The organism is Nonomuraea sp. NPDC050556, assembly GCF_044457355.1.
In the GTDB taxonomy this organism is placed as follows: Bacteria; Actinomycetota; Actinomycetes; order Streptosporangiales; family Streptosporangiaceae; genus Nonomuraea.
Map to the genome: position 1 here is coordinate 566637 of NZ_JBITGU010000004.1, position 11918 is coordinate 578554.

Below are 11918 nucleotides of genomic sequence, written 5' to 3' on the forward strand. Positions count from 1 at the left end.
CGTGGTGGGCGGCGCGTGGTGGGCGGCGCGTGGTGGGCGGCGCGTGGTGGGCGGCGCGTGGTGGGCGGCGCGTGGTGGGCGGCGCGTGGTGGGCGGCGCGTGGTGGGCGGCGCGTGGTGGGCGGCGCGTGGTGGGCGGTGCGTGGTGGGCGGTGCGTGGTGGGCGGGGGGTGGGCGGTGCTCGGGAGGTGGGGCTTTTTGGGGTGGTTTAGGGGGTTTGGAGCATGCCGTTGAGGAGGTCGTGCAATGCTCTGCGGAGGTCGGCCAGGGTGGGCTCTACGCCTGCTCCCGCCACTGCGTCGAACATGATGCCCTCGCTGAAAGCCACGAGCTGCCGACCGTGGCGTACCGGGTCAGGTGAGCCCGCTGCCGCCATCAGGGCCACGGCGGGGTTGCGGAACTGGGCTCCTGTTCGGTCGTAGATTGCCCTCAGCTCTGGGCGTCTGGTTGCCTCCAATGCCAGTTCGTACCTGGCCAGTGTCCGGCGGCGGTCCTTCAGTTGCGTCATCAGGATCTTTGAGAGGGTCTCCACCAGGTCGCCTTCGCCGACCGTGAAGACGGCCGCCTCCAGCTCCGCCAGCCTCGCCAAGGTCAGTTCCAGGAGTGCCGCGCGGGTGCGGGCCAGGTTCGACGTGGATCCCGGCGGTAGCCCGGCCGCCTCGTCCACCGCGCGGTGCGTGAGCCCGCGCATCCCCCGCTCGGCCAGCAACGTGATGGCCGTTTCCGCGACGACCTCTGAGCGCTTCACAGACCGAATACTACATGTGTAGTATCGAAACTACAGACGTAGTGAAGGGGTCGGAAATGGCGCGAGCAGTAGTGATCGGTGGCGGTATCGGGGGGCTGACCGCTGGTGTGGCCCTGCACCAGCGCGGCTGGGACGTGACCGTCATGGAACGCGCGGAGAAGATCGAGCCCGTCGGCTCAGGGCTGGCGATCGCCGCCAACGCGCTCAAGGCGCTCGATGTGATCGGCCTTGGCGACGAGGTACGCAAGCTCTCCTCGATCCAGGGCATGGCGGGCATCCAGAGCGCGGACGGGCGCTGGATCACGCACACCACGGAGGACACCGCGCACGAGCGCTACGGCGACTCCATCGTGATGATGCTCCGCGCCACCCTGACCGAGCTCCTGCTCGACGCGCTGCCCAACGGTGCGCTGAGGCTCGGCGCTGAGGTCAGGGAGATTCCGGATGCCGATCTGGTCGTCGCGGCCGACGGAATCCACTCGGCCACGCGCAAGAAGCTCTTTCCCGAGCACCCCGGGCCCGTCTACTCGGGCACCACGGCCTGGCGCGTGCTCGTACCCAAGCCCGACCGGCCCCTCCAGACCACGGAGACCTGGGGCAGGGGGATGGTCGTCGGCGTGATGCCGCTGGCGGGAGATCTGGTCTACATGTACGCGACGGACGTGCTCCCGGCGGGCACGGTGTTCCCGAAAAGGCAAGACGAGCGGACCGAGCAAGACGAGCGGGCTGAGCAACACGAGCGGGCTGAGCAAGAAGAGCGGGCTGAGCAGGATGAGCGGGCTGAGCTGCTGAGGAGGTTCGGTGGGTGGCACGATCCGATTCCTGCGCTGCTCGAATCAGCCGACAACGCCAGGATCATCAGAAACGACGTCTACTACCTCGACACCCCCCTCCCCGCCATGCACCAGGGCAACATCGCCCTGCTGGGCGACGCCGCGCACCCCATGACCCCCAACCTCGGCCAAGGCGCCTGCCAGGCGATCGAGGACGCCGTGGTGCTGTCACTGCTGGCCGACAGAGGCCTGGCGGCCTACACGGCGGCCAGGCTCGACAGGACGGCCAAGGTGGTGAAGATGAGCAGGCAGATCTGCGCGCTGACGAAGGTCAGGAACCCTCTTGCGGTACGGCTGCGCGATGCGGGGATGCGACTGGGGTCGCGGCTGAATCCAGATCTGATGCTGAAGTCGATGGACGAGGTGCTGGCGTGGCACCCGCCGGTGCCTTCGAGTGGTCAGGCGCCAGCCGTCCAAGGGTGATCGTGCCGCCGATGGTCAGCGCGGCCGCCAGGAGCGCGGGGATCGCGGTGGACGGGCTGGTCGGCAGCGGTTCGCCGAGCAGGATCGCCCCCGCGAGGACGCTGGTGATCGGGTCGACGACCTGGACACCGGCGTAGGCGATGCCGAAGTAGCCCACGGCGTACGAGCGCTGGAGCAGCACCACCGCGAAGACCAGCAGCGTGGGCACGGCCAGGGTGAACCAGTGGAGCAGTTTGCCCCAGTCGCCCCCCATCCCACCGCCGACGACGCGGACGAACGTCGACACGCTCGCCGTCACCACGCCAGCCCCGATGGACAGCACCAGCGCCTTCGCCGGGCCGTGCAGCCTGGCGCCCCACACCTGCGTGATCAGCGCGAGCACGCCGATCACGGCCAGGAAGGCCAGCGCCGCCCCCGTGCTCAGCGACGGCGTCACGTGGTGCTGCGGCACGAGCAACATCAGCCAGAGCAGCCCGACGGCCACCGCGATGGATCCGAAGATTTCCGCCTTGTACGGCTTGCGCCCGTACATGAAAGCGGCGAGCGGGACCGCGAACACCAGCGTCGCCACGCTGATCGGCTGCACGGCGACGAGCGGGGCGAAGCTGAGCGCGACCGCGTGCAGGCACGCGCCGACGAAACCGATGATCCCGCCGATCCACCATCGAGGGCGTCGCATGAGTTTCAGCGAGGCGCCCTCGGCGACGGCTTCGTATTGCTGCAGCGCCGCGCCGAGCGCGTATCCCAGGGCCCCAGCGAGGGCAATGACCAGGCCAACCCAGGTCATGGGCGCCTACAGAGGGGCGTGGATCCTTCCAAGAGCATTGATACAGACTATTCGCCCTGGCAAAGCGCTGGAATCAGCCTTTAGGAGGACTGCGGCGGGCAGACGTCGAAAAGGTGGCCCTCCGGGTCCTGCATGACGACCCAGCCGCCCATGTCGACGCCGGGCTGGAACTCCGGCTTGGTGGCGCCGAGCGCGATGTACTCCTCGACCGCCTTGTCGACGTCCTCGACCCGGAAGTCGAGGTGGAACTGCTTGTCGTCGCTGGGCCACGCGACCGGCTTGCGTCCGGGGACGCGGCCGAAGTAGAGGGCGTGCGTGCCGTCGCCGACGGCCGAGTATTCCTCCTCGGCCACCTGGATCGGCCAGCCGGTGACCGCGCTGTAGAACTCGGCCATCCTCTTCGGGTCCGAGCAGTCGATGGTGGTCGCGATGAATGTTGCCTTCTGTGTCATGTGCACCATCCTTCCCCTCATACCTGTCACCTCATGTCAGGTACCCGAACTCCCGCGTCGCGAGCCACCGCCGCGGCCTCGCCGCGCGAGCCGACGCCGAGTTTGCCCAGGATGTTGGCCACGTGGAACTTCACCGTGTGCGGGCTGATACCCAGGTGCTGGGCGATCGTCTGGTTGCGGTGCCCCCTGCTCAGCTCACCGAGCACGTCGAGCTCGCGCGGGTTGAGCGCGGTCAGCGGGTGCGCGTCCGGCACCTCCGGCGGCGCCAGCGGGATGCTCGCCGTGATCGTCGTACCCCAGCCGGGCACGGCGTCCACCGCGAGCGTGCCCTCCAGCGACGCGAGCCGGTCGGCCAGCCTGTGTACGGCGAGCGCCTCAGCCGACAGCGTCCCCGGCCCGTCGTCGCGTACGGTCACCACCAGCCGCGCCTCCTCCAGCAGCCACGCCGCCCTGATCCGGCCCGCGCCGCCCTGGTCGAGCATGGTCAGCACGCTCCCCCGCACGGTCGCCGCCCCCGCCTGCGCCACCTCGCGCGGCAGCGGCCGACCGCCGCGCTCCGGCGGCACCAGCTCCAGCCGCACGTCGCTGTAGCGGGCCAGCAGCGTGAACTGCTCCGACAGCCGGGCGAACGCCTCGGCCGCCGTCTCGTCGCCCTCGTGGCGCTCGCCGCCGGTCCTGAGCTCGATGAGGCTCGACGCGGTCATGTCGGTGACCGTACGGCGGGCCGTGGCGTCGTCCAGGTTCCTGGACCGCAGGGTGGCCAGCAGCGCGGTCAGCGTGGCCGCGTGCGCGTCGACCAGGTCGGCCATCGCCGAGGCCCGCTCGCTGGCTGCGGCCCTGGTCTCGGCGAGGTAGACGGGTTCGCCGGTCGAGGCCAGGTCGTTGACGTGGATCACGGTGATGTCCCACAACTGCTGGACCGTGCGCATGGTCGGTTCGTCCGGTACGGCGTCGCCGTCCAGCACGACGGCCAGCAGAGAGCCCGCGGAGCCTTGGGGCGCGCTCGCCGCCAGGAGCACCGGGCCCGTTTCCGCCCTGCCGTACCTCGGGGTGCCGATCGCGACCGTCGCGGCCAGCCTGCCCAGCTCGGCGCTGGTGAGCTCGGGCTCGCCGTACAGGATGAGCGGGGAGCGGAAGCAGTCGCCGGTCAGCATCGCCAGCGCGCGGTGCGGCACCAGCGGCTGGAGCACGGCCGAGACGGCGCGCAGGATCTCGCCCGCCGGGGCGCGCAGGAGGGTGAGAACGGCGTCGAGGCTGTCCATGGACGCCACGCTAACCGGCCTGGGCCCGATCCTGCGCCGGTCGTTCGGGCGGGTGGAACCGGCCGTCCGGCCGGGGTTCCCCGCGGGCTTTCTCGGTGATGCTGGCCCGCATGACAACCGTTGCACTGGCCTACCACAGCGGGTACGGCCACACCGCGAGGCTCGCTTCAGCCGTGGAGGAGGGGGCCGCGTCCGTCGAGGGCGTGCGCACACGGCTGATCCGCGTCGACACGATCACTCCAGAGGAGTGGGAGGCGCTCGACCGGGCGGACGCCATCATCTTCGGCTCGCCGACCTACATGGGGTCGGCCAGCCCCGAGTTCCACGCTTTCGCCACCGCCACGGCGGCGCGGTGGCAGGAGCAGGCCTGGACGGACAAGCTGGCCGGCGGGTTCACCAACTCGGGGTCGAAGGGCGGCGACAAGCTGCACACGCTGCAGTATCTGGCGATCCTGGCGGCGCAGCACGGCATGCACTGGGTGAGCCTCGGACTGCTGGCCGGGTGGAACTCCAGCACCTCCTCGGAACACGATCTCAACCGGCTGGGGGTGTGGCTGGGGGCGGCCGCTTCCTCGAACGTGGACGAGGGGCCTGACGCGATGCACGAGGCCGATCTGATGACGGGGGCGCATCTGGGACGGAGGGTGGCGGAGCAGGCGCAGTTGATGGCGCGGGCGGTCCGCTAAGCTGCTGTCCGTGCCGTTCTACGTGATCTCTCCGCCGCCCGCCCAGTAGCGGGCGCTTTCTCCGGATTTTTCTCCATCCGGGGGTGAATGCTGCCCGCTTTTCGGGCCCATTCCCTTCTGATCTCGGAGAGATCCATCGTGAACGTCTCCGCGCGCCGTGGCGCGCTCTACATCTGCGTGGCCGCGGCCGCCTGGGGCACCGGCGGGGCGGCGGGCAACCTGCTCTTCGCCACCGCCGACCTGGGACCGATCGCGGTCTCCTTCTGGCGCTACCTCCTCGGCGCCGCCCTCCTCCTCACCCTCACCCGCACCCAAGGCACCCTGAGCAAGGCCCGCTCCCGGCGCCCCCGTACGGCGAGCATCCTCATGATCGGCGTCGGCATGGCCGCCTACCAGGCCGCCTACTTCGGCGCGATCCAGCAGACCGGCGTGGCCCTGGCAACGGTGGTGACCATGGGCGCGACCCCCGTGTTCACCGCCCTCGGCGGCCGTTTCTTCCTGGGCGAACGCCTGGGCGGGACGGGCCTGATCGCCCTGGCCACCGCGCTCCTAGGCCTGGGACTGCTGACCTCGGGCGGCTACGGCGCGGTCCACACCGGCGGCATAGCCCTCGCCCTCCTGTCCGCCCTCGGCTACGCGAGCGTCACCCTCGCCTCGCGCAAACACAACACCGACCCCAAGGGCACCGCGCTGGGTGGTTTCGCCGTAGGCGCACTCTGCCTGCTCCCCTTCGCCCTCGCCGAGGGCATCACCCCGGTGATCACCCCGACGACCGCAGCCCTGCTGGTCTACCTCGCCGCCGTCCCGACCGCCCTGGCGTACGGCCTGTTCTTCCGCGCCCTCACCGCGCTCAAAGCCACCACCGTCTCGGTGATCTCCCTCGGCGAGGCCGTCGGCGCGGCGGTCCTGGGAGTGGCGGTGTTCGGCGAGCGCCTGACGCCGTTGGCCGTGGTGGGAGGGGTGGTCCTGCTGGGGTCCGTGGTGGTCCTGACGTCGCATGCGAGCAAAGCCACCCCGACGCCTCAGGTCGGACGTCCGACTCAGGAGGCAGCATGAGCTAATGTCCGGTACGGCGCCTGCCGTACCGGACCCCATGGAGAAGGCCGGGGAACGGTGCCGACGGAGCGCGCGTTGGAGGAACTGTGGCCTCGATATCCGGATTTGTCAGGAACTTGCTGGACCGCCCCGGTGGGGTGAACCTGACGCCGTACAAGAAGATCGTCCATGCGGCTGGTGACCGGGCGCAGAAGGTCGGCGCGCTCGACGAGCTGCCCGAGCCGTCCATGGACGACCTGGCGGAGTTCTGCGCCGTCGCGCGCGAGGCCGCCGACAGGACCCTGGGGCTGCGGCCGTTCGACGTGCAGTTGCTCGGCGCGCTCGCCCTGCTGCACGGGCACGTCGCCGAGATGGCGACCGGCGAGGGCAAGACGCTGTCCGGCGCGATCGCCGCCGCCGGATACGCGCTGCAGGGCAAGCGGGTCCACGTGATCTCCGTCAACGACTACCTGGCCAAGCGCGACGCCGAGTGGATGGGCCCGTTCTACGAGGCGATGGGCGTCACCGTCGGCTGGGTCGGCCAGAACTCCACCCACGAGGAGCGGCGCGACGCCTACACCTGCGACGTCACCTACGGCGCGGTCAGCGAGATCGGCTTCGACGTGCTGCGCGACCGGCTGCGCACCTCGGCCGACGAGCTCATCATGCCCGCGCCCGAGGTGGCGCTGGTCGACGAGGCCGACTCGGTGCTGGTCGACGAGGCGCGCGTGCCGCTCGTCATGGCGGGCGCGGCCGACCCGGCGGACGCGGTGCCCGAGATGGCGGCTCTGGTGCGTACCCTCGTCAGGGGTTATCACTACGAGATCGACGAGCAGGCGCGCAACGTCTACCTCACGCCCAAGGGCGCGGACAGCGTCGAGAACATCCTCGGCGTCGAGCTCTACGACGAGAACGAGCCTGGCACGCTCATCGAGCTCAACCTGGCCCTGCACGCCCATGCGCTGCTGAGCAGGGACGTCGACTACATCGTGCGCGACGGCAAGGTCCAGCTGATCAACGCCTCGCGCGGGCGCGTCGCCGTACTCCAGCGCTGGCCTGACGGCCTGCAGGCGGCCGTCGAGGCCAAGGAGGCGCTGGCGCCCACCGAGAAGGGCGAGATCCTCGACTCGATCACCGTCCAGGGACTGATCAAGCGGTATCCGCAGGCGTGTGGCATGACGGGTACGGCTGTCGCGGTCAGCGAGCAGCTCGGCGAGTTCTACGGGTTGAAGGTCGCGGTGATCCCGCCGAACCAGCCGTGTGTCCGCGAGGACGAACCCGACCGTATCTACCCGACGGTGCCCGACAAGGACGCGGCGCTCGTGGAGGAGATCCAGGAGGCTTCGGCCACCGGGCGGCCCATCCTCATCGGCACGCTCGACGTGGCGGAGTCAGAGAACCTGGCCAAGCTGCTGCAGCGGCGCGGGCTCGACCCCGTGGTACTCAACGCCAAGAACGACGCGGAAGAGGCGTCGATCATCGCGCGGGCCGGTGAGCGGGGGGCGATCACCGTGTCCACGCAGATGGCGGGGCGGGGCACGGACATCCGGCTGGGCGACGGGGTCAAGGAGCTCGGCGGGCTATATGTCATCGGGTCGGGGCGGCACGCTTCGAGCCGGTTGGACGACCAGTTGCGCGGGCGGGCGGGGCGCCAGGGGGATCCTGGGGCTTCTGTCTTCTTCGTGTCGATGAAGGATGAGCTGATCACCCAGTTCGTTCCCGACGAGCGGCCGCCTGGGGCTGATGCCGACGGGCTGGTACGGCACCGCCGGGGGGCCTACATCGTGGGGCACGCGCAGCGGGTCGCCGAGGGGGTGAACCTGCAGATCCATCGGAACACGTGGCGGTACACGCGGTTGCTCGAGCATCAGCGGGAGCTGGTGCTGGAGTGGCGGGACAAGGTGCTGCACACGTCGTCGGCCGCCGATGCGCTGTCCGCTGCGGATCCTGAGCGGTGGGAGGCGCTTCCTGCCGACTCCCGGGAGGAGACGGCGCGGCAGATCGTGCTGTATCACCTGGACCGGTGCTGGACGGAGCATCTGGCGTTCCTCACGGATCTGCGTGAGGGGATCCATTTGCGGGCGTTGGGGCGGATGAGCCCGGTGGACGAGTTCCAGCGGGAGGCTGTGGCTGAGTACAAGGGGTTGCTGGGGGAGGTGGAGCGGCGGTCGCTGGAGTCCTTCGAGGAGCCCGCGGCCGAGCTCAAGCGACCTACGGCCACGTGGACGTACATGGTGCAGGACAACCCGTTCGGGACCGAGTGGGACCGCATCCTCAAACGCGTCACCTCAGCTACCCGCCGCGGCTGATCTGTCAGGGTTTGCGGGCTACGCCGCCGAGGAGGATTTGTTCCCAGCTCTCCAACGGTGCGGACACCTTCTCGTCCGGGTGCCACTCCGGGAAGGCGACCACGCCGGGGTCCACGAGGTCCAGGCCGTCGAAATAGCGGGTGATCGCCTCCCTCGACCGGAAGAAGCCGGTGCCCATCGTGGCGTGCAGCATCGCCTCCAGCGCCTTGGCCCTGGGGTTGGGGGCGGCGAACATGTTGGACGCGGCCAGGTAACTACCTGACGGCATCGCGTCCATGTAGTCACGCACCAGCCCCCAAGGGTTGTCCTGGTCGGGGAACAGGTGCAGCAGGCCGATCATCAGGACCGCCACCGGCTGCGAGAAGTCCAGGTGCCGCGTCACCAGAGGATGCCCCAGGATGACGTCCACGTTGCGCGCGTCCTCGGTGATCGCGACCGCGCGGGTGTTCTCCCGTAACAGCATCCGCGCGTGCGGCTCGACCATGGGGTCGATGTCCACGTAGACGACACGCGTCTCGGGGGCGGCGAACTGCGCGACCTCGTGCGTGTTCTCGATCGTCGGCAACCCGGCGCCCAGGTCGATGATCTGCCTGATCCCCGCCTCACGGACGAGGAAGTCCACGACCCGCCCGATGAAGGCCCGGTTGCACCACGTGAGCCGCCCCAGCTCGGGCACCGCCTCCTTCAGCCGGTTGGCGATGGCCCGGTCGACGGCGAAGTTCTCGGTGCCGCCGAGGAGGGCGTCGTGGACGCGGGCCACGCTGGGCTTGGTGGAGTCCACGCCGGGAAGGGTCCACTCGTTGCTGACGTCCATGATCACTCCGGTCGCCGAGTCGGGTGCCCGGAGCGTATCCCCCATCAGGGCTGTATGTCCCTCACCAGACTCACTGTCATCCCCCCGGTCAGTCGGGGAAACGGTGGAGGTCGATCAGGGGCTGGATGATCCAGAACCAGCCGCCGGTCAGGGCGACGGCTCCGGCGAACAGCGCGGCGGGCCAGGCGTTGAGCACGGTCTCCGCGACCAGCGCCACCGCACTCGTCATCGCGACCAGTAAGAAGACCGCCCCGGCGACCCCCAAGGAGTTGGCGCGGTGGATCATGCGCTCCTTCAGCCCGGTCCTGAAGAACAGGCGGTGCTGCGCCGCGGGGGTGATGAAGCAGATCGACGCCAGCGCGGACCCGCTCAACGCGACGAAGAACAGCACGACGCCCAGGGAGTCGAGCTTGCCGTACCCCGCCTGGAAGGGCACGGTCAGCAGGAACGCGAACAGCACCTGCACCCCCGTGACCGCCACCCGCAGCCCCTGGAGAAGCTCCCCCAGCTCCCTGTCCACCCGTTCCTTGTGACTCTCGCCCGTCGTCGTCATAAGAACTCCTAATAGAGGGGCCGCGCCCCGGCGAAAGGACGCGGCCCCTGGAGGAAGGGTCAGAACGTACCGGGGCCCTTGGGGAAGCGGCCGTAGTACTCGCCCGTCCGCGTCCTGAACTCAGGCTCCTTGTAACGGGCCTCGTCGAACTCGGGGGCGTTCTTGATCTCTTCCTTGGTGCGGGAAACGTAGACGTCGCGCTCCTGCGGGTCGATCTTCGTGATGACCGACGCGGGCAGCAGGACCTTCTTACCGAAGATCCACGGCCCGGTGTCGACGATCACGTAGCTCTCGCCGACCTGGTAGGTCGCCTCGTCCACGGACCCGATCTTCCCGTCCGTCGCCTGAACGTGGTATCCCGTGAGATCCAGGCTCTTGCTACGGTCGTAGACGTCAGGGTGATAGTCCCAGAGCTCCATTGGTGCTCTCTCCTTCTCTCTTCCGTCTTGTTCGGGCCTACTCCGGCTACCCCTGTCTCCTCGGGTAAACCTTCACGACGTCGGCCGCCCGGCGACGAGGTCCTGGAGCCCCCGCTTGAGCCGTTCGACCGGTTCGCGGACCTTCTGCTCCCGCCACTCGGCCTTGCGCAGCTTGCGCGAGCCGTCCTTGTAGCGCCATCGCGCCCACGGCGATCCCGGCCTGGCCAGGCGGATCGCGCCGATCAGCGCGAGCGGGGTGAGGTAGATGCCGATGAGCCCCGTCCACACCTTGCCCTTCATCAGCGTGATGACGGCGAACAGCACGTTCGGCAGGACGATGAGACCCCAGTCCCACAGGTCCTCGGAGTCGGCGATCTCCAGCGGGCTGACGCCGAGCAGCGCCAGCCCGGTCAGCGAGACGGCCACGAACACGGTGTCCACCGACAGCCTGCCCTGCTGCGCCCAGTAGACGTCGTCGAGGTGCAGCACCAGGGCGAACTCGTCGAGGACCAGCGCCGTCCCCACGCCGAAGAGCGCGGCGAGCAGCGCCGCCGCGACCGAGGAGCTGTCCTGTACGGCCAGCCCGCCGATGCCGCCGACGCACATGAAGACGAGGCCGAACACCACGTGGTGGATGTGCAGCCCGCCGGGCGCCACGTTGCCCGGCCACCACCTGACCTGCTTCCTGATCATGCGTACGGAGAACCGGATGAACAGGAAGGTCAGCAGGAAGAGAACGAAGAACGAGAACAGCCGCAACTTCCCCGCCCCGACGATCTCCGTCGCGAACCACATGCCCCGACTGTTTCACCAGCCTCACCAGTTTCCGGCAAAGCAACCACCCAGCCAGCACAAACCGCCCACAAGCCCGGCGTAGCGTGATCATGTGGTCCATGTGTTGCTGATCGAGGACGACGCGGCCATCCGCTCCGCGCTGAGCCGCGCGCTCACCGATCGCGGCCACGCCGTCTCCTCCAGCCCGACGGCGATGGCCGGGCTCAACGCGGTGATGGAGGAGCGCCCCGACGTGGTGGTGCTCGACCTGGGCCTGCCCGACCTGGACGGGTGCGAGATGCTGCGCATGCTCCGCGCGGTCAGCCAGACCCCGGTGGTGGTGGCGTCGGCGCGGGACGCGGAGTCGGAGATCGTGCGCGCGCTCAACGCCGGCGCGGACGACTACGTGATCAAGCCGTTCGGCGCCGAGCAGCTGGAGGCGCGGATCAAGGCGGTGTTGCGGCGGGCCGTACAGGAGCCGTCAGATCCGTCGATCGCGGTGGGCGGGCTGACGGTGGACCCGCTGTCACGCGAGGCGCGGCTGGACGGCGCGCTGGTGGAGCTGAGCCCCAAGGAGTTCGACCTGCTGCACTACCTGGCGGCCAGGCAGGGCCGGGTGGTGACCAAGCGGGAACTGATGGTCGAGGTGTGGCAGTTGCCGTACGGCGGCGCAGACAAGACGGTCGACGTGCACCTGTCCTGGCTGCGCCGCAAGCTCGGCGAGACCGCGGATGAGCCTCGCTACCTCCACACCATCCGGGGCGTCGGCGTGAAGCTCTCGGCGCCCTAGGAAGTTATTTCGCGATTTCTCAGGGCAGCAGCAT

The 11918-nt window shown here is 69.3% G+C and carries 13 protein-coding genes; 6 read left to right on the plus strand and 7 right to left on the minus strand.

Features of this window, described 5'->3' with window-relative positions:
- A partial coding sequence (locus ACIBG8_RS39735; protein WP_397348379.1) for a hypothetical protein occupies window positions 1-211 on the plus strand: 211 nt, incomplete at its 5' end.
- Here the strand turns inward: ACIBG8_RS39735 and ACIBG8_RS39740 are convergent.
- On the minus strand, window positions 208-747 hold the full coding sequence (locus ACIBG8_RS39740; protein WP_397348380.1) for a TetR/AcrR family transcriptional regulator: 540 nt from the start codon (window positions 745-747) through the stop codon (window positions 208-210). The genes ACIBG8_RS39735 and ACIBG8_RS39740 overlap by 4 nt on opposite strands.
- 56 nt (window positions 748-803) lie before the next feature.
- On the opposite strand from ACIBG8_RS39740, the gene ACIBG8_RS39745 reads away from it, so the two are divergent.
- A complete protein-coding gene (locus ACIBG8_RS39745) occupies window positions 804-2003 on the plus strand; it encodes an FAD-dependent monooxygenase (RefSeq protein ID WP_397348381.1) in 1200 nt (399 codons plus the stop codon).
- An 867-nt stretch (window positions 2004-2870) separates the two neighbouring features.
- On the opposite strand, the gene ACIBG8_RS39750 is transcribed toward ACIBG8_RS39745, so the two are convergent.
- Together ACIBG8_RS39750 and ACIBG8_RS39755 are read right to left on the minus strand one after the other, a co-directional pair.
- Window positions 2871-3242: a VOC family protein gene (locus ACIBG8_RS39750; protein ID WP_397348382.1), complete on the minus strand. Its 372-nt coding sequence runs from the start codon at window positions 3240-3242 to the stop codon at window positions 2871-2873.
- A 26-nt stretch (window positions 3243-3268) separates the two neighbouring features.
- Entirely contained in the window at window positions 3269-4504 is a 1236-nt protein-coding gene (locus ACIBG8_RS39755) for a LuxR C-terminal-related transcriptional regulator (protein WP_397348383.1), read from the minus strand.
- 110 nt (window positions 4505-4614) lie between these two features.
- Here ACIBG8_RS39755 and ACIBG8_RS39760 point away from each other — a divergent pair, with 110 nt between their 5' ends.
- From ACIBG8_RS39760 to secA2, 3 genes are all read left to right on the plus strand, one after another.
- Window positions 4615-5190 carry a flavodoxin family protein gene (locus ACIBG8_RS39760; protein ID WP_397348384.1) on the plus strand — a complete coding sequence of 192 codons (576 nt, stop codon included), beginning with the start codon at window positions 4615-4617 and terminating at the stop codon, window positions 5188-5190.
- Window positions 5191-5328: 138 nt separating this feature from the next.
- On the plus strand, window positions 5329-6246 hold the full coding sequence (locus tag ACIBG8_RS39765) for a DMT family transporter (protein ID WP_397348385.1): 918 nt from the start codon (window positions 5329-5331) through the stop codon (window positions 6244-6246).
- Window positions 6247-6341: 95 nt separating this feature from the next.
- Window positions 6342-8534 (plus strand): accessory Sec system translocase SecA2, encoded by a 2193-nt coding sequence (gene secA2, locus ACIBG8_RS39770; protein ID WP_397348870.1) that lies wholly within the window; start codon window positions 6342-6344, stop codon window positions 8532-8534.
- Between the two features lie 4 nt (window positions 8535-8538).
- Here the strand turns inward: secA2 and ACIBG8_RS39775 are convergent, their stop codons facing one another.
- The 4 genes from ACIBG8_RS39775 to ACIBG8_RS39790 all read right to left on the minus strand — a co-directional run bounded on the left by ACIBG8_RS39775 (window position 8539) and on the right by ACIBG8_RS39790 (window position 11115).
- The gene (locus ACIBG8_RS39775; protein WP_397348386.1) at window positions 8539-9393 is read right to left on the minus strand and encodes an SAM-dependent methyltransferase; all 855 of its coding nucleotides are present in this window, start codon (window positions 9391-9393) and stop codon (window positions 8539-8541) included.
- Window positions 9394-9436: 43 nt separating this feature from the next.
- The gene (locus ACIBG8_RS39780; protein ID WP_397348387.1) at window positions 9437-9901 is read right to left on the minus strand and encodes a DUF6328 family protein; all 465 of its coding nucleotides are present in this window, start codon (window positions 9899-9901) and stop codon (window positions 9437-9439) included.
- Window positions 9902-9960: 59 nt separating this feature from the next.
- The gene (locus ACIBG8_RS39785; RefSeq protein WP_397348388.1) at window positions 9961-10320 is read right to left on the minus strand and encodes a PRC-barrel domain-containing protein; all 360 of its coding nucleotides are present in this window, start codon (window positions 10318-10320) and stop codon (window positions 9961-9963) included.
- Between the two features lie 72 nt (window positions 10321-10392).
- The gene (locus ACIBG8_RS39790; protein WP_397348389.1) at window positions 10393-11115 is read right to left on the minus strand and encodes a hypothetical protein; all 723 of its coding nucleotides are present in this window, start codon (window positions 11113-11115) and stop codon (window positions 10393-10395) included.
- A gap of 91 nt (window positions 11116-11206) precedes the next feature.
- Between ACIBG8_RS39790 and ACIBG8_RS39795 the strand changes: the two genes are divergently transcribed.
- Complete coding sequence (locus ACIBG8_RS39795; RefSeq protein WP_397348390.1) at window positions 11207-11884, plus strand: response regulator transcription factor; 678 nt, start codon at window positions 11207-11209, stop codon at window positions 11882-11884.
- Window positions 11885-11918: the final 34 nt, after the last annotated feature.